Annotated in this window: 15 protein-coding genes; 14 read left to right on the top strand and 1 reads right to left on the bottom strand. The window is 66.0% G+C overall.

Features of this window, described 5'->3' with window-relative positions; translation table 11 throughout:
• Window positions 1-37 precede the first annotated feature (37 nt).
• Both OPIT5_27150 and OPIT5_27145 read left to right on the top strand, forming a co-directional pair.
• A complete protein-coding gene (locus OPIT5_27150; protein AHF93349.1) occupies window positions 38-1,096 on the top strand; it encodes a hypothetical protein in 1,059 nt (352 codons plus the stop codon).
• A gap of 9 nt (window positions 1,097-1,105) precedes the next feature.
• Window positions 1,106-3,286, top strand: a complete 2,181-nt coding sequence (locus OPIT5_27145; protein AHF93348.1) for a guanylate cyclase — start codon at window positions 1,106-1,108, stop codon at window positions 3,284-3,286.
• A 272-nt stretch (window positions 3,287-3,558) separates the two neighbouring features.
• On the opposite strand, the gene OPIT5_27140 is transcribed toward OPIT5_27145, so the two are convergent.
• Window positions 3,559-4,500: a phosphatidylserine decarboxylase gene (locus OPIT5_27140; protein ID AHF93347.1), complete on the bottom strand. Its 942-nt coding sequence runs from the start codon at window positions 4,498-4,500 to the stop codon at window positions 3,559-3,561.
• 183 nt (window positions 4,501-4,683) lie between these two features.
• On the opposite strand from OPIT5_27140, the gene OPIT5_27135 reads away from it, so the two are divergent.
• The 12 genes from OPIT5_27135 (at window position 4,684) to OPIT5_27080 (ending at window position 18,098) form a co-directional block, all read left to right on the top strand.
• Window positions 4,684-6,120 carry a cation transporter gene (locus OPIT5_27135; GenBank protein ID AHF93346.1) on the top strand — a complete coding sequence of 479 codons (1,437 nt, stop codon included), beginning with the start codon at window positions 4,684-4,686 and terminating at the stop codon, window positions 6,118-6,120.
• A 359-nt stretch (window positions 6,121-6,479) separates the two neighbouring features.
• Window positions 6,480-7,175: a peptidase M22 gene (locus OPIT5_27130; GenBank protein AHF93345.1), complete on the top strand. Its 696-nt coding sequence runs from the start codon at window positions 6,480-6,482 to the stop codon at window positions 7,173-7,175.
• A gap of 109 nt (window positions 7,176-7,284) precedes the next feature.
• A complete protein-coding gene (locus OPIT5_27125; protein AHF93344.1) occupies window positions 7,285-8,436 on the top strand; it encodes an alanine racemase in 1,152 nt (383 codons plus the stop codon).
• A gap of 132 nt (window positions 8,437-8,568) precedes the next feature.
• Window positions 8,569-9,543, top strand: coding sequence for a Sulfatase-modifying factor 1 (locus OPIT5_27120; GenBank protein ID AHF93343.1), 975 nt, complete (start codon window positions 8,569-8,571; stop codon window positions 9,541-9,543).
• A gap of 238 nt (window positions 9,544-9,781) precedes the next feature.
• On the top strand, window positions 9,782-11,734 hold the full coding sequence (locus tag OPIT5_27115) for a sulfatase (protein AHF93342.1): 1,953 nt from the start codon (window positions 9,782-9,784) through the stop codon (window positions 11,732-11,734).
• A gap of 22 nt (window positions 11,735-11,756) precedes the next feature.
• Complete coding sequence (locus tag OPIT5_27110; GenBank protein ID AHF93341.1) at window positions 11,757-12,803, top strand: hypothetical protein; 1,047 nt, start codon at window positions 11,757-11,759, stop codon at window positions 12,801-12,803.
• A gap of 22 nt (window positions 12,804-12,825) precedes the next feature.
• Window positions 12,826-13,398 carry a hypothetical protein gene (locus OPIT5_27105; protein ID AHF93340.1) on the top strand — a complete coding sequence of 191 codons (573 nt, stop codon included), beginning with the start codon at window positions 12,826-12,828 and terminating at the stop codon, window positions 13,396-13,398.
• A 99-nt stretch (window positions 13,399-13,497) separates the two neighbouring features.
• Window positions 13,498-14,634, top strand: a complete 1,137-nt coding sequence (locus OPIT5_27100) for an ethanolamine utilization protein EutJ (protein ID AHF93339.1) — start codon at window positions 13,498-13,500, stop codon at window positions 14,632-14,634.
• A 22-nt stretch (window positions 14,635-14,656) separates the two neighbouring features.
• Entirely contained in the window at window positions 14,657-15,532 is an 876-nt protein-coding gene (locus tag OPIT5_27095) for a branched-chain amino acid ABC transporter permease (protein AHF93338.1), read from the top strand.
• A gap of 3 nt (window positions 15,533-15,535) precedes the next feature.
• Window positions 15,536-16,612 carry a branched-chain amino acid ABC transporter permease gene (locus OPIT5_27090; protein AHF93337.1) on the top strand — a complete coding sequence of 359 codons (1,077 nt, stop codon included), beginning with the start codon at window positions 15,536-15,538 and terminating at the stop codon, window positions 16,610-16,612.
• Window positions 16,609-17,382 (top strand): ABC transporter, encoded by a 774-nt coding sequence (locus OPIT5_27085; protein ID AHF93336.1) that lies wholly within the window; start codon window positions 16,609-16,611, stop codon window positions 17,380-17,382. Before OPIT5_27090 ends, OPIT5_27085 begins: the two co-directional genes overlap by 4 nt.
• Window positions 17,379-18,098, top strand: coding sequence for an amino acid ABC transporter ATPase (locus tag OPIT5_27080; GenBank protein AHF93335.1), 720 nt, complete (start codon window positions 17,379-17,381; stop codon window positions 18,096-18,098). The genes OPIT5_27085 and OPIT5_27080 overlap by 4 nt, the downstream gene beginning before the upstream one ends.
• Window positions 18,099-18,115: the final 17 nt, after the last annotated feature.

Here is an 18,115-nt window from a genome sequence, read left to right as displayed (position 1 = left end):
ATCCCGCCTCCTTGTCCACCGCTCCGACACTCACCGTATGCATTCCGCCATTGTCCGCCTGGCCCTCGTTTCAGGTTTCTGTGTGTTGCTTCCGGGCGTCTCCCGCGCCCAGCTGATCCCGCCCGGCACCATCGAGACCGACACCGCCGATTCCGCCAACCGCGCCCTCGAACTCCTCCCGCAACGCGAGAAGAAAGAGGGGACGCCCAAACAGGTGCCCGCCCTCTATGAAGGCGAGCTCGAGGACGCCGGCCCGCAGTACCTGCTCCTCTCCCGTCCCCCGCACCAGTGGTTCCAGCTTCTGCTCGATTACCAGCTTTATGCCACGAGCAACGCCGGCCTCACCGAGCATGACCGCCTCGCCACCGACATCATGGTTTTCACCGCCCAGGGCGCCGTGAACGTGAAGCCGGTGCTTTTCGCCGGCGGCCAGCTGAAGCCGTCCTTCGGCCTGCGGTATCAGGTTTTCGCCTACGGGCTTCTCTCGGGCCGGCACCGTTCGCTGAGCAGCACCGTCGACCAGCCGGTCAAGGATCTGGATTTTCAGACCGTCACCCCGTACGTCCAGCTCGAGTGGCAGCGCGACGCATGGATCGCCGGCGTCGCCGGCCGTTTCGCCGCCTACCTCAGCGAACAGACGGATTCCACCACCTATCAGGAATGGGTGCCCTCCGTCCACGCCGGCCGTGTGTTCTCGCTCGGCCCCACCCGCCAGATCCTGGTGGACCTCGACGCCGGCTACCGCTTCAGCCGCTCCTTCCTCCCGCCGGGTCTGGTGCTCCCGCCCGGCTGGTTCAACGACGCCCAGGGCGACCGTTACGACCTCGGCCTCAATATCGTGTACACCCAGACATTCGGTCGCAACTGGATCCTCCAGCCCTCCTACCGCTTCCAGTTCTCCGACTACACCCGCACCGACAATTCGCGGCACGATTATTACCACATCCTCGGCCTCACGCTGGCGTATTATTTTAACGAATACGTTTCCCTGCGTCTTTTCGGATCGGCCGAGTTCCGTGACAGCACCGACGACACGATTCCCGACTACAAGAATCTCAATGGCGGCGTTGCCGGCTCTCTCTCGGTGCGGTTCTGAGCGCCTTTCGTGATCAAGGTCCGCCGTCCGTTTCTCTTCCTCCTCCTCGCGCTGCTCGCAGTCGGCTCGCATGCGGCGCTGATGTTTTTCGGCGCCGGCGCCCTCGCCAACTTCGAGCTGCACACGCTCGAAAACAGCTACGCGACCCAGGTCTCCGCGCCGCGTACCGACGGCCAGGTCGTCATTGTGGGCTTCGACCAGACCTTCGATCCGGACAACTACCGCGACCTCCTCGCCACCCAGCCCGCGCTGGCGCTCATGGCTTCCGCCAGGGGTACCCGCTACGATCGCGCCATCCATGCCCACGTGCTCGAGCGTCTCATGGAGGCGGGGGCCCGTCTGGTGCTGTTCGACTTTTTTTTCGAAGGCTCGGGCCTTACCGAGGAAGGCGACCGCCTCTTCGCCGCCTCCATCGAGCGCCACCGCGAGCGCGTCGTCATCGGTTCCTATATCCAGTACGAACTGCGCGACGGCCAGACCACCGGCTCGATCCGCGAACCGGAAGAGATCATGCCGATGGACAATCCCGATGAGGTGCTCGGGTTCGTCAACGTGTGGCCCGACGGACACGGCGCCATCTCGCGCATGGTGCTGGGTGAAAACACGCTCACCCTCGCTTCTCCTGCGCTCGCCGGCAGGGGCGTCTTGCCCGATATTTTTTCCCTGACCGCTCGCGGCGCGCTCAAGGCCGGCGCCGACCTCCCGCGCGACAACCGCGCCCGGCTCATCAACTACGCGGGCGGCGCCGGCACGTTCCCGACCGTCTCCGTCCACGATCTCTTCGTGCCCGACCAGTGGACGCACCGTTTTGGCAACGGTTCGTATTTCAGGGACAAAATCATCGTCGTCGGGCCCGCGTCCGAAATCCACTGGAAGGATGCGTTCCGCACGCCCGCCGGCTCCATGCTCGGGGTCGAGATCCAGGCCAATTGCCTCGACAACGCCCTTCACCGGAGCTGGCTGCGCGAGGCCTTCCCCGGTCCCTGGGCGTTGCTCTGGACCGCCATTCTCTGCCTCGCCTGCTGGCTGGTCTTTATCCGCCGCCAGCACACGACCCGCGCGCTCGCCAGCATCCTCTTTGCCGCTGCGCTGGTCCTCGGCCTCTATGCCGCGCAATGGGTGGCGTTCGGCTGGTTTCATCTCGTGCTGCCCGGCTACTCCGCGGCTGCGACCAGCGCGCTGGCGGTCATCTGTATCTCCGTCGATTTCGTCCGGGCCCACCGCGATCGCGCCCGCATCCGCAACCTCTTCGGAGCCTACCTCGCGCCGACCGTGGTCAATCGCCTGGTCGAGTCCGGCGAGGAACCGCGGCTTGGCGGCGAACAGGTGGCGCTCACCGGTTTTTTCAGCGACGTGCAAAGTTTCTCGACCTTTTCGGAAACGCTTTCGCCCGACCAGCTCGTTGCGCTGATGAACGAATACCTGGGCGCGATGACCACGCTTCTGGAAAGCCACGAGGGCACCCTCGACAAGTACATCGGGGATGCCATCGTCGCCATGTTCGGCGCACCCGTGCCCGCCGCCGATCACGCCGCCCGCGCCTGCGCCTGCGCGCTCGCCATGCAGGCGCGCCTCGACGAATTGCGCCGCGCCTGGGCGGCCGAGCCCGCTCGCTGGCCCTCGCTCGTCGGTTCCATGCGCATGCGTATCGGCCTCAATACGGGCCTGGCGGTCGTCGGCAACATGGGCTCCGCCAAGCGATTCAGCTACACGATGATGGGCGATACGGTCAACCTTGCCGCCCGCTGCGAAAGCGGCGCGAAGACGGCCGGCGTTTATATTCTCGTGACCGAGGCGACCGTCGCCGCCGCGCGCGCCGGCCAGCCGGAAAACGACGGGGCGGGGGAGGGGAGCGGGTTTGTCTTCCGGCGCCTCGACCGCTGGCGGGTCAAGGGCCGCGCTGCGCCGGTGGAGATGTACGAGCTCGTTTGCCTCGCGTCGGACCGCACACCGGGCATTGCCGCCTGCCTCACCGATTACGGGAAAGGACTGGCCGCGTATTTCGCCCGCGACTGGACGGCCGCGTTGCAGCACTTCCGGCGCTCCGCCGTCAACGAGCCGCTGCAACCCGGCCGCGATGCCGGCGTGGAGAAAAATCCCTCCCTCGTGATGCAGGCCCGTTGTCTGGAATTTATGAATACGCCCCTGCCGGAGGACTGGGACGGAGTCTATACGATGAAGGAGAAATGAGTCACCCGCGACGTAGCTGCGAACGTAAGTTCGCAGGCTTCGGATAGCCGCCGACCTGCATCCTTGGCGTGGGGTGCTTCAGAAAGGATAGAGCATTCCAGATTAATCCATGGCCACAAAAAACACAAAATTCCCCTCTGGCCGTCGAGAATTTCCCGCGCGTTTATAAGCGCGATGAAGCGTTTCATACGCGGCGTGTTTTTTGTGCTTTTTGTGGCGATCCTTTCCGTTCTGCGGCGCAGCCGCTTCGGGGAAGTGTGGTTGGGATCGAACTACAGCGAAGGCCCGGCGGTGGATTCCCCGGCAGCCTCCGCCGCGGTGCCGAGGCGGTCACCCATGCGGGCGTAGGTTTCGACAAACCGGGCGCTTTGCTCGACGAGATCGTCGTCGAACCGGATGCGCCCGCGCGGGAAGAGGGTGATCACGCACGACCCTCCGAAGGTGAAAAATCCCTTCTCCGCGCCCTTCGCCACCGGGCGGCCGGGCAGGAAGCTGTTGCGGATCGTGCCGACGCAGGTCGCGCCGACTTCGAGCACCGCCACGCGGCCGAACGGGGAGTCGGGCGCAGGCTCGACCAGCGTGACCATGCGCTTGTTTTCCACCAGGCAGCCGATGCGGCGGCGCAGCGCGATGGGACTCACCGAGTAGAGAAATCCGTTGATCAGCCGCGGTTCGCCGGGCGTGCCCGACACCGGAAAATGAAACCGGTGGTAGTCGACCGGACAAAGCCGCGAGATCACCATCGCGCCGCCGGCAAATTCGCGCGCGAGCACGTCGTCGCCCAAAAGCGCGGCAAGTGTGAAACGGGCGCCTTTCACATAAAATCCGTCAGCCTTGTCCACGTCGGGAAACACCAGATGGCGACCGTCGGCCGGGAAAACCGCCACATCGCCGCCAGCCGCAATCGGGCGGGCGGAGGGTTTGAGGGCGCGGTAGAAAAATTCATTGAAGGTCCGGAACTCCAGGGGCCTGCGGGCGAAATCGTCCACGTCGAGTCCGTAATCGATGATGAAGGGGAGCACCTTCCATGCGCTGATCCGCCGGTTCATCCGCCATCCGTACCAGCGGGAAAACAAGGAGCGCTTCAGCAGCACTTCCGCCGTGAACCGGCCCGGCAGCGTTTCGTAGGTCCAGCGCAGCCACTTCTCGCCGTAAACCTGTTCGGTCTCCGTCTGGCGGGTGTAGCGGTCGTAGTAGCGGATGGGAGTGGCCATGAATGCTGGGATGAAATGAGACGGTGATAGCGATGGGCACCGCGAGGCTGCCGGAACAGCCAAGGCAAGGGGCCGCAGGGGATGAGGCAAACTTTCTTGTGCGCAAAGTGCCCCGGGCATCACGCCTGTCCGGCACGTTTGCCTTGGCACCCTCCGGACAATCCGCCTGGCTTGGCCGTTCCGATGACCCGCGAACCGTCCCTCCCCCTGCCAACGCAGTCACCTGCCCGCTCCGCCGACACGGCGGCCGCCCGCAAGGAGCGCGTGGCGCGCTGGTCGGTAGCGGCGAGCGCCCTGCTCACCGCGGGAAAGCTCGCGGCGGGCATCCTGTCCGGATCGCTCGCACTGCTTTCCGAGGCCGTGCATTCGCTGGTCGATACCGTGGCCACGCTGGTGACGTGGTTCGCCGTGCGCATGTCGAACAAGCCCGCCGACGACGAACATCACTACGGGCACGGCAAGTTCGAGAGCGTGGCCGCGCTCGTCGAGACCGGCATTCTCATCGCGCTGGCCCTGTTTGTCCTCGTCAAGGCCGGCGGCCGGATGCTGGCGGGCGGCAGCGAGATCGAGGCCACGCCGCTGGTCTACGCCGTGATCGGCATTTCGATTGTCGTGGATATCAATCGCATCCGGGCGCTCAACCGTGTGGCGCGCGAGACCGGCAGCCATGCGCTCGCGGCCGATGTGTTGCACTTCAGCTCCGATCTTGCCGGCTCGGTCATGGTGCTGCTCGGGCTCGTCGCCTCGGAATTCGGTTTCCGCTATGGCGACGCACTGGCGGCGGCGGGCGTGGCGGTGTTCATCGGCCTGGCCGGATGGCGGCTCGGCCGGCGCACCCTCGGCACCTTGCTGGACACCGCTCCGAAAGGACGCGCGGAAAACCTGCGCTCCCTCGCGGAGGCGATTCCGGGCGTCGTGGAGGTGGCGGAGCTGCGGTTGCGGCCGGGCGGCAACGAGATTTTCGGCGACATGACGCTGGCCGTGGCGCGCACGCTGCCGCTCGCCCGCGCCGAGGCGATCCGCGAGCGCGTGCTGGCGGCCGTGCGTAACAAGTTTCCCGATACCGTGCTCACGGTGGCGACGCAGCCCCGCGCGCTCGATGACGAATCGGTCCGCGAGCGGGTGCTCTTCGTCGCGCAGCGGCGCGGCCTGCCGGTGCATCACGTCACGGTGCAGGATCTGGGGGGCCGTCTCTCGATCAGTCTCGATCTGGAAGTGGACGGGCGGATGAGCCTCGGCAAGGCGCAGGTGCTGGCCGGGCAGTTCAAGGCCGCGCTGCGTGAGGAATTTGGTCCCGACACCGAGGTGGAGCCGCATATCGAGCCGCTCGATACCGGGCACCTTGCCGGAAGCGATGCGCCGGCCGACGTGGTGGAGCGCGTCGCCAGGCTGCTCTCCGCCCGGGCGGCGAACGGCGGGACGATCAGCGACGTGCATCACGTGCGGGTGCGCTCCACGCTCGACGGGCTGGTGGTCAACTACCACTGCCGCGCCGATGCCGCGATCGACGTGTCCGAAGCGCACGCCGCCATCGACCGGATCGACCGCGGCCTCCGCGACGAATACCCCGACGTCGTCCGGGTCGTGGGCCACGCCGACCTGAAAAAAACAGCCGGCTGATGTTCATTTGCGTATGAAGGCCCTCGGTCACGCGATGCCGTCGGGGGCGGATTTTCTAACCGCGAATGGACACAGGTTGGCTGCGCCAAAACCGAAAGGATTGCCCACGAAACACACAAAATGACACGAAAACCCGGAAACAGGTCTTTTTTTGACCACTACTGGACACTGATAGACACTAATACGGAGAAGGGCGGGATTGCTGACGTAGTTCCTTCAGCCCGAACCGAACGACGCTCGACGACTGAGTGGCAACGGTTCGGGCTGAAGCTCCGGACTACGGTTCGATTATCAGTGTCCATTAGTGGGTATCAGTGGTTAAATAAACAGCCGGTTCCTGCCTTTCTTTTCGTGTTTTCATGACGTGTGTTTCGTGGGCATCCTGTTTTTCCATGCCAACCTTGCGCCAGCTTCTCGCCTCCCGTGCTCCCTTGCTGCTGATCGACAGTGCCTCGTCGGTCATCCATGTGGCGGTGTGGCGGGCCACCGGTACGGAGCCCGTCCGGGAACGGTGCGAGGAGGAGGCGGGTTCCGGTGTGTTTCGCGCTACGGAGCGGGCGCTGGCGCGGGCGGGGCTCGGCCTTGCCGACGTGCGAGCCTTTGCCTTCGGCGAGGGACCCGGCTCCGTGCTCGGCATCCGCACGGCGGCGGCGGCGATCCGGACCTGGCGGGTGGTCAACCCGGCCCCGTGTTTTGCCTTCCGCGGCCTGGAGGTGGTCGCGGCGGCGCTCGCCCGGCCGGAACTCGCATTGATCGTCGATGCGCGGCGCGACAGCTGGCATGTGGCGCGGGCCGGCCAGGAGCTGGCGCGGGTGCCCTCGGCCGAACTCGCGGCGCTGGCCGGAGCGCTGGCATTGCCCGAGGGGTTTCGCCACTGGACGCCGCTTCCGGCGGGCGCGGAGCGTGTGCCGTACGATCTGCCCGCCGCGCTGGAAGCGACCGCGGACGCACCTTTCTTTCGCGAGACGGAGGAACCGGAAGCGTTTTTATATGACGTGCCCGGCTACGCGCTCTGGACCCCGAAAGTCCACCAGGCGCCGGATCGGAAAAGCTGAAATTCAGGAAACGGCTGCAAGCAGGGATGCCCGGAGCGCGGCTCCGGTCGCGTGGTTTTCGGTTCGTCCCTTTCCGATTTCAGGTTCAGGTTTCCGGATTTTCCCGTCCATGACTCCCACATCTTCCCTTCCGCTGCGCTGCTGGGCCGAGATCGATCTCGCCGCCCTCGAGTGCAATCTCCATCTCATCCGCGCCTCGCTGCCTCCGCACATCCGCTATGTCGCCGTCGTCAAGGCCGACGCTTACGGCCACGGCCTGCCGCAGACGGCCGCCCGCCTCATGCACGCCGGGGCGGATCTGTTTGCCGTGGCCAGCATCGCCGAGGCGGCCGCGTTGCGCGAGATCGGGCCCGACTGGCCGGTGCTCGTGCTCGGCGCGCTCCTGCCCGCCGAGGATCGCCATGTGGCGGAGTACAATGTCGCCGTGACGGTTTCGTCGGAGGAGGAAGTGGCCCGTTTCGACGCGGCCGCGCACGCCGCCGGCAAGCCGGTCGCCGTCCACCTCAAGATCGACACCGGCATGGGCCGCCTCGGCGCATGGCATGAGCACGCGGAGCGCGTCTATGAAAAAATCGTCGCGGCCTCCGGCCTCCGGCTGGAGGGCGTGTTCACCCACTTTTCCGCGCCCGACGAGGACGCCGCGTTCACGGCGGAGCAGCGGAGGCGTTTTCTGGCCGCGCTGGCGCGCTGCCGGGGGCTCGATCCGGCCGCCGTATTCGTGCATGCGGACAACAGCGCGGGGCTCGAGACGCTCGAGGGCGCGGGGCCGTTCAACGCGGTGCGCGTGGGCCTGCTGCAATTTGGCGTGCTGCCGCATCCCGGCTCGCTCCTCTCGCAGGTGCGGACGGAGCCCGTATTCAGTTTCCGGACACGGATCGGGCTGGTCAAGGCGCTGCCCGCCGGCACCGACATCAGCTACGGCCGCACGTACACGCTGAAGCGCGATTCGCGGGTGGCGATCCTGACGGGCGGTTACGGCGACGGCATCCCGCGCCACGCCAGCAACCGCGCCTGTGTGCTCGTGCGCGGCCGCCGCTGCCCGGTGCTCGGCCGGGTGACGATGGACCAGACGATCATCGACGTGACGGACCTGCCGGCGGACGTGACCGCAGGCGAGGAGGCAGTGCTCGTGGGCCGGCAGAACGGCGCGGAGATCGCCCTCGCCGAGTTCAGCCGCTGGGCCGAGACGATCCCGTGGGAAACGCTCTGTTCGGTGACCAAGCGCGTGGCCCGGATCTACCGCACGCAACTCGGGGTGTAGGCGCACCTGTCCTCCTGTCCCGTTTCGTACGAGTCCAGGGCTCGCGGTTGCGCGTCTCCGGAGCCGGTGTTGGACAGTTACCGCTTGACGTCGCCGGCCGGCCGGAAATGTTGCGCCCTTCGCTCCTTCCCGATGGATTCCGCCAAAACCGCCTGCTGCGCCCCCGGCCATGCCTCCGTCTCCCCGGCTTCGCCGGCATCATCGCTTCCGGACGGCGGCTTCGCGCGTGTGGCGACCGGCAGCACCGAGGGCATGCGCCTGCTTCCCGGCGGCGTTTTCCTGATGGGCAACGAGCGCGACTACGGTTTTCCCTCCGATGGCGAAGGGCCCGTGCATGAAGTGAAGCTCGATCCGTTCTGGATCGACGCCACCACTGTCACCAACCGGCAGTTTTGCGATTTCGTCGACGCCACCGGCTATCGCACCGAGGCCGAGCGCTTCGGCTGGTCCTTTGTGTTTTACGGGCACCTGAGCGGCAAGCAGCTCGCCTCCGCCCTGCGGCTGACCGTGGCGGGCAGCGAATGGTGGTGCCGGGTCGAGGGAGCCACCTGGCGTCATCCCGAAGGGCCGGGCTCCCACATCCGGAAACGCTGGCAGCATCCGGTCGTCCAGGTGTCGTGGAACGACGCCGTCGCTTACGCAAGCTGGGCGGGCAAACGCCTGCCCACCGAGGCCGAGTGGGAATACGCCGCCCGGAGCGGGCTGCCGCACGCGAACCGGTTTCCGTGGGGCGACGAGCTCGAGCCGGGAGGCCGCCACATGATGAACGTGTGGCAGGGAGATTTTCCCGTGCGCAACACCGAAGCGGACGGCTACTACGGGGTCGCGCCCGCCCGCAGTTTCAGGGCCAGCGCCTGGGGCCTCTACAACATGACGGGCAATGTCTGGGAGTGGTGCCACGACCGGTTTTCCGGGACATGGTACGCGCGCAGCCCGGCGGAAAATCCCGCCGGACCGACGAGCGGCGAACGCCGCTCCATGCGTGGCGGCAGTTACCTTTGCCACGCGAGCTATTGCAACCGTTACCGGGTCGACGCGCGCAACAGCAACACGCCGGACAGCGCCACCACCAATCTCGGTTTTCGCTGCGTGCGCGACGTGGCGTGACTCCGTCCCCGAATTGACCATGCCGGGCCGGCCGCAACCGGACTCCCCGGATGCCCGGAATCGGCGTTTTGGTTAAAAAAAATGCCCGTTTGGTGCAGGATCACGTGACAGGGATTCGCATACAGCGGAGAAGGCCGGCTTATGAAAACAGCGCGCTGCCTCCCCGGAATGTTCTCTGTCGGCTCGGGCATTCCCGCCTCTCTCCCGTTCTCCGCGCGGTTCTGAATCTGCTCCTGCCATGTCCTCCAGCCCATCGACTCCCGCCACCCGTTCGTTTTCGCGCCGCGCGTTCCTGAAATCCTGCGCCACTGCGGGTGCCATCGCCGCCGGCCGCCCCCTGGTCAATCTGTTTGTGCCCTCGGCCCATGCCGATGATGTGCCGGTGCCGCCTGCCACGGCCGGCATGAACCTCATCCTCTTCCTCACCGACCAGGAACGGGCTTTGCAATGGTTCCCCGCCGGCTGGGCCGCCGCGAACCTTCCTGCCTATACCTCGCTCTGCGCCAACGGGGTGTCCTTCGAACGCGCCTGCGCCAACACCTGCATGTGTACGCCCTCGCGCAATACGATTTTCACCGGGCTTTTTCCCGCGCAGCATCGTTCGCCGGATACGCTCACCGAAGGCTTCCCCCAGTCCGCCACCGAGCATCAGCTCGACCCTGCGCTGCCCAACCTCGCCACCACGCTCAAGGCCGCCGGCTACGAAGTCGTCTACAAAGGCAAATGGCACCTGAGCAAGGGCGTGGAAGGCGCCGACGAAATCCTCCAGAACGACGATATTTCCCGCTATGGCTTCGACCAGTGGGACGCGCCCGACGCCGGTCAGGACGTGCAGCCCGCCAACTTCGGCGGCGGCGCCGCCGACCACGACACCCGCTTCATCAACGACGCCATCGCCTACCTCCGGCACAAGCGCGACAATCCCGGCGGCAAACCCTTCTGCCTCGTCGTCTCCCTCGTCAACCCGCACGACGTGCTCGGCTACCCCGGCAACTATCTCGACGGCGGCTACACCCACGCCGATCTCGTCGGCGACATCGACCTGCCGCCCACCGTCGACGAGAACCTGCTCCTCAACCACAAGCCCACCGCGCACGCCCAGCTTGGCGTCCTGCTGAACGGCCTCGGCCCCCTTCCCGCGGACATCCAGAAGCGCGCCTACCTCAACTTCTACGGCAATCTCATGAAACGCGTGGACGCCCATCTCCGGAGTCTCCTCGACGTCTTCTCCGCCAACTCCGCCGGCGAGGCCCTCCGCTCCCGGACCCTTGTCGTGCGCACCTCCGACCACGGCGAGATGGGCATGTGCCATGGCGGGCTGCGGCAAAAGTCCTTCATGTGCTACGAGGAGGTCATCCGTGTGCCCCTCGTGTGGTCCAATCCCGACCTTTTCCCCGCCGGCCGCGTCTCGCCGCATCTCGTCTCGCACGTGGACCTCCTGCCCACGATCTGTTCGCTCCTCGGCGTGCCCGACTGGCAGTCATACCCCTTCGCCGGTGTGGACTACAGCAGCATGATCCTCGATCCCGACGCTCCGGCGGTGCAGGACTACGTGCTCTTCACCTACGACGACATCTACGCCGGCCAGTCCGCCGACGGGACCGATGGCAACGGCATCGTTTCCGCGCCCAACCGCATCCGGATGATCCGCGAGGCCGGCTACAAATATGCCCTTTATTACGACGGCCTCGGCGCCGCCGCCGACCAGCAGGAGTTTTACGACCTGCGCCCGGCCGCTCTCGGCGGCACCGACATCGACGGGAGCACCGGCCAGCCGGTCGAGCTGCGCAACCTCTCCGTCTGGGCCGAAGGTCTGCGCACGCTCGCGGGCCAGTCCACGCTCGCCACCCCCGGGCAGATCATAGAGCGGACCCGGATGATGCAGCGTCTCGACGACGTGACCGCCGAGCGCCTGCAACCCCGCTCCTGGGCCGCGCCCGTAAAGGCTGAGGATGTCACGATCCGCACGGTCGCCGTGACCGACGAAGATGCCGGCGCCACGACGGACATGATCGAGCTCAAGTTCATCTCGCGCTGGGGCTCGAACTATCAGCTTCAGAAATCGGCGGACCTGACGAGCTGGGTGGATACGGGCGAGCCCATCCCTGGCACCAACGGCCCGATCCTGCTCAGCGAGCCCCTCGGGGCCACCGCGATGTTCTACCGCCTCGTCGCCACGGCGGCGTCATAAATCTGCAACTACTCGCCAGACCATGCGTATTCCCGGAAAACTTTCGCGCCTTGCCGTCCTGCCGGCTGCACTCGTTGTCCTCGCCACCGCGCTGCCTGCGCAGGACGGGCTGATTTCGGATCAGGTGGTGGGCTACCTGCCGGCGGTCATCAGGGCCGGTACGGGGACGACAAAAACCTGGACCGTGCTGTCGCTGCCGCTGACGATCACGCCTGGCACACAGATCACGGGGCGCATCACCGCGCTCACCGCAAACACCCTCACGGACGCTGGCGCGGACTGGAGCGCCGGCGCGTGGTCGACTCCGGCCGCACCCTGGTTCATCCGTATCACCAGCGGGGCATCGGCGGGACGCAGTTTTCTCGTTTCCACAACGACACCCAGCACCGCCACCACGCTTACCCTCGACGAGTCCGGGACCGCCGACCTCACCACTCTCTCGATCGCGACCGGCGAAGAGGGGGATACCTTCGGGATTCTGGCGGCGGAGACGCTCTCCACGCTCTTCCCTGCGGGATCCGGAGTCCTCGGCGGGAGCGATGTGGATAATTCGGATGTCCTGCAAATCATCCGCAGCGGCATCTCGATCACCTTTTATTACGACGCCCTTGCCGGGCACTGGATCGAGGCGGCCTCGGGCGCGGACGCTTCCGACACCGTGATCCCGCCCGACAGCGCCCTCCTTTACGGACGCCTCGCCAATACGCCAATTAACCTGACCCTTGCCGGCGCCGTGCAGGGCGACGATCGTCGCGCCGGCGTCAAGAGCAGCGGTCTGACTCTCCTTTCCAATGCCTGGCCCGTCCCTGTAACCCTGGCGGAGTCCGGGATACAGAACCTTCCCGGATGGGTTTCCGCTTCTTCCCCGTCAAGCGCCGATCAGGTGCAGATCCTTGCATCCGGCGTCTGGAAAAAATATTTTCACGATGGCACGCGGTGGCGGCAGGCCACCTTGGGCAACCCCGTGAAAGACACGGAAATCATCCCCGCCGCAGCCGGTGTGCTCATCAACCGGACCGGCAGTACGGCCGGCTCCGTCATTTTCCATCAAACCGCTCCCTATAACTGAAGCATTCCTTTCCTTCCATTCCATGAAACGCATATCCTGTCTTCTTCTCGCTCTCGCATCCTGCGCCTCGCTTCCCGCCAGCGTCCTCATTACCGGCTTCGGCTCGGATGATTTTTTCGATGCCGGTTCGGAACTGGCCCTGACCCAGACGGAGACGACCAGCCGGTTTGTCGGCTCGACCCTGACCGGCTCGATCGTCGGCACCTTCGCTACCTCCGTGGACATCTCCGGCTACACCTCCGCGCTGGCGTTGACTGCCACCGTGTCAGACATCAATTCCTCCATCGCGGATTTCCAGCTCCTGCTCTGGGACGGCACCGATGACGGATTCTACGGTTATCAGGGAAACTGGAGCCAGTTTGTCACCGGCGAGGAAAGCACTGTCTTGCTGACCGCAATGGCCGGCCAGCCCGATACTTTCGATTTTACCGCTATCCAGGGGCTCATGTTCTCTTTCGGCAGCGGCGCCGATGGCACTATCGACCTCACGCTGAACACCCTCGCTGCCGTCCCCGAGCCCGCCACTTGTGCCATCCTCGCCGGATTGGCCTGCCTCGGCTACATCGCGGCGGGAGGCCGTCGGCGCTGGTATTGATTTCCGGCGGGAAGGAACAGAGCGGATAGGGCCGCCGCGTCCCGCAGCCTCCGTGTTTCCCGACACCAATCCATGAGACTATTTTTCCTGCTCGCTTCCATGCTGGCCGCGCTGTCCGTCATCGGCTGCAGCAAGCGCCCGGATGATTCGGCCGTTTCCATCGGCCTCAATGTCGAGCTTACCGGCGAGATTCCGTCTGTCGGCGCTTCCTCCCGCAATGCCGTCGAGCTGTATGTCGGGCAGATCAACGCCGCCGGAGGCATCACGCTTGCCGGCAAAAAAGTCCTGGTCCGGCTCGTGACCGGCGACAACGGCGGCAAACCCGATCTGGCGGCGGCCACCGCGCAACGGCTCATCTCCCGGGAAAACGTCCTCGTCATGATCGGGCCCAACGCCAGCTCATGCGCGATCCCCGCCTCCGGGATCGCCGAATCACTCAGGACTCCGATGATTTCGCCCTGGTCCACGAACCCGAAAACCACGATCGACCCCGCCACCGGCACACCCAGGAGCTACGTCCTGCGCGCCTGCTTCACGGATACTTTCCAGGCCGGCGTGCTGGCGAAATTCACGCTCGGCGAACTCAAGGCCACCCGCGCCGCCGTGCTTTTCGACATCGCTTCCGAGGCGCCCAACGGCCAAGCAAATCTCTACCGGGAGACGTTCGAAAAGAACGGCGGTACGATCACCGCTTTCGAAACCTACACGACCGGCGACCGCGATTTCTCCGCGCAACTCACCAAAATCCGCGCGTCCGGGCCCGAGGTGATCTACCTGCCCGCCTACTACACCGACGTGCCGCTCATCGCCCGGCAGGCGCGCCAGCTCGGCATCACCGCGCGCCTCGTCGGCAGCGACGCCTGGAGCTCGCCCGGGATCATCAAGCTCGGCGGCGACGCGCTCGAAGGCGCGTATTTTTGCAACCACTACTCGACGCAGATCGCCACGCCCGCCGCGCAGAAGTTCATGGCGGACTACGAAGCCCGATACGGTCAGGCGCCCGACGATGTCGCCGCGCTTTCGTACGATGCGGCGGGGTTTGTCCTGAAGGCGATCGAGAGCGCCGGCGTCGCCGACCGGGAGGCGGTGCGCAAGGCGATGGCCTCGATCCCCCGCTACGAGGGTGTGACCGGAGTCATGCAATTTGCCGAAGGCAGCGGCGATCCGGTGAAAAGTGCGGTCATCCTGCAAATCAGGGATGGCCGTTTTGCCTGGGTGGCCAACGCCACGCCCTGACGGAGCCGCGGGTTTCCGGCCAATGGATTATTTCGCACAGCAGGCGATCAACGCGGTCCAGCTTGGTTCGATCTATGCGTTGATCGCGCTCGGCTACAGCCTGGTTTACGGCGTGCTGTCCATGATCAACTTCGCGCACGGCGGAGTGTTCATGGCCGGTGCGTTTGCCTGCCTGCTGCTGGTGTCGTTCGTGGCGCTCCCGTTCGTCGCCGTGCTGCTGGCGGTCATGGGAATCACCGCGTTGCTGGGAGCGTTGATCGAGCGCGTGGCTTACCGTCCCCTTCGTCAGGCGCCGCGGGTGTCCGCGGTCATCACCGCGCTCGGCTGCGGGCTGGTCATCGAAAACACCACGCTGAGCCTCAGCCCCTATTCGCGGCCGATGCCGCCGCTGTTCTCTTCGACAACCTTCGTCTTTGGCGGCGTCGCCATCACGACACTCCAGCTTCTCGTCATCGGCGTGTCCGTCGCGCTGATGGTTGCGCTCGATTTCTGTATCCGCAAGACGTCCTGGGGCATCGCGGTGCGGGCGATTTCGTGTGACCGCGCCACCGTCCCGCTCATGGGGGTGGCGGTCGACCGCGTGATCACGCTCGTTTTCGCCACAGGCGCGGCGCTCGGAGGAGCGGCGGGTGTGCTTTACAGCCAGGCGTATCCGGTCGTCGGTGCGGCGATGGGGACGCTCATCGGCTGGAAGGCCTTTGTCGCCGCCGTGATCGGGGGCATCGGCAACGTGCGCGGCGCCATGCTGGGCGGCTACCTCCTCGGCGCGGTGGAAGTGCTGACCGTGACGGTGCTGCCGTCCACATGGCGCGATCTCGTCGCCTGGTCGCTGCTGCTGGTGATCCTGATTTTCAAGCCTCAAGGCCTGCTCGGGTGCGCCGTGCAACAAAAAGTCTGAGCCATGCCCTCGCTTCGCCACCTTGCCACCTCGATCGCCGGCAGCCGCCGGGCTCTGCCGACCTTGGCCGCGGCGGCGTTCGCGGTGGCGCTGCTGCACGAGCGGATCGGGCTGTTCAACGGTTACGCGGAGTTCGTGCTGATTACGGCCGGGATCAACATCATCCTCTGCGCGAGCCTGAATCTGGTGAACGGATACATGGGGGAGTTCTCCGTGGGGCACGCCGGTTTCATGGCCGCGGGCGCTTACGTGGCCGGCCTGCTCACCGTGAAGGTGTTGCCGGGCTCCACGCCGGCCTGGGCGTTTCCGCTGGTGGTGACCTTCGGCGGCGCGGTCGCGGCCGCGATCGGATTCCTGCTCGCGCTGCTCTCCTTCAAGACGCGCGGCGATTACCTCGCGATCATCACGCTCGCCTTTCTCATGATCATGAAATCGGCGCTGGAAAACATGCCCTTCGCCGGCGGCCCGCACGGCCTGTCCGGCATGGGCCGGCTGACCACCCTTCCGCAGACCGCAGGCTGGACGATCCTTGCGCTGTGGGTGATCCGGAATCTGGTGTATTCAAAATTCGGACGCGCCATCGTCGCCATTCGCGAGGACGAGCTGGCGGCCGGGGCGATGGGGGTGCGCACCCGCGAGGCCAAGATCCTGGCCTTCGTGGTGTCGTCGTTTTTCGGCGGAGTGGGCGGGGCGCTTTTTGCCCATCAGCTCCAGTTCATCAATCCGGCGACTTTCGACATCATGCGGTCCACCGGCATCCTCGTGATGGTCTACATCGGCGGGGTGGGCTCGCTCACCGGCTCGGTGCTCGGAGCCGTGCTGGTGACGGTGCTGACGCAACTGCTCCAGCCGCTCGGCACATGGCATGCGGTGGTCATGCCGCTCACGCTGGTCTTTCTCATGCTCTTTCGTCCACGCGGACTTATGGGCCTGCGTGAATGTGCCTGGTTCCTGCCCGCCCGGGAGGCGCTGCGCCGCGAACGCGAACCGCACCGGGAGGCTCCTCCGGGCTGCGCCCGGCTTCAGGACATCCGGCCCGACGTGACCGCATCCGCCGGCTCTCCGCCCCGCCAGCCATGACGCCGCTGCTCGAGATCGAGGATGTGACCAAACGCTTCGGCGGCCTTCGCGCGCTGTCGGCCGCGAGGCTGACCGTGAGTGCGGGGCATGCGCACGGCGTCATCGGCCCCAATGGCGCGGGCAAAACCACCCTTTTCAACCTGGTCAGCGGCCTGTACCGGCCCGACGCCGGCGCCATCCGTTTCGAGGGGATCGACATCGCCGGGCTGCGACCCGGCCGGATCGCCGCGCTCGGTATCGGCCGGACGTTCCAGAACATCCGCCTTTGCCGCGATCTGACCGTGCTGGACAACGTGCGCATGGCCTACGACGCGCGCCTCCGTTCGACGATCTGGTCGGCATTGCTCGACCTGCCGTCGCACCGGCGCGAGGAACGGCGTTCGATCGAGGGGAGCCTGGAGCTCCTGCGGGCATTCGGGCTCGAGGCCCTGGCCGGCCAGCGGGCCGGCGGGCTGCCTTACGGTGTGCAGCGTCGCCTGGAAATTGCCCGGGCGCTCGCGCTCAAGCCGCGCCTGCTGCTGCTGGACGAACCGGCGGCGGGGATGAATCCGGTGGAAACCCTGCGCCTGGCAGAATTTCTCCGTTGGGTGCGCCATCATTTCCAGGTCACCCTGGTGCTGATCGAGCATCACATGAAACTCGTGATGGAGTTGTGTGATCGTATCACGGTGCTCGATTTCGGCGTGACGATTGCCGACGACACGCCGGCCGGGATCAAATGCAACCGGCGGGTCATCGACGCTTACCTCGGGGAGGAGGGCGACACATGAGCAGCGGCATCGCTCTGGCCGTGGAAAACCTCACCGTCGCCTATGGCGATATTCAGGCGGTGAAGGGTATTTTGTTCGAGGTCAGGGAAGGCGAGATTTTCACGCTTGTCGGGGCCAACGGAGCGGGGAAGACGTCCACCTTGCGAGCCTTGTCCGGCATGCTGCGCCGGGGAGGCGAGGTGCGGCTTTTCGGGCGCGATCTCCGCGGGCTGCCGGCCGAAGCGATCGTTTCCGCCGGCCTCGCCCACGTGCCGGAGGGGCGGAGAATTTTCGGTCCGCTCACGGTATCGGAGAACCTCCGGCTGGGCGCCTGGATCCGGCGCGGACAACGCGCCGCGGTTGCTGCGGATATCGAGCGCATGTTCGCGCTTTTTCCCCGTCTGCGCGAACGGCGGGAGCAGCTTGCCGGCACGCTTTCCGGAGGCGAGCAACAGATGCTCGCCGTGGCGCGGGCGCTGATGAGCGATGCGCGGATGCTGGTGCTCGACGAGCCCTCCATGGGCCTCGCCCCCAGGCTCGTAAAGGAACTTTACGCCGTGCTCCGGGAGATCAACCGGGCAGGCGTCACGCTTCTTCTGGTCGAGCAAAACGCCCACCTCGCGCTGCGCTTGGCCGACCGCGCCGCCGTGCTGGAAACCGGAAGGATTACGGCGACCGGGACCGGCGCCAGCTTGTTGCAGGACCCTCGCGTGCGCGAGGCCTATCTGGGGACGTAGCCGGCAATCCGGCACGT

It is taken from the genome of Opitutaceae bacterium TAV5 (assembly GCA_000242935.3).
Classification (GTDB): domain Bacteria; phylum Verrucomicrobiota; class Verrucomicrobiia; order Opitutales; family Opitutaceae; genus Geminisphaera.
The sequence above is the reverse complement of the archived record's forward strand: the minus strand, read 5'-3'. Positions and strand labels throughout refer to the sequence as shown.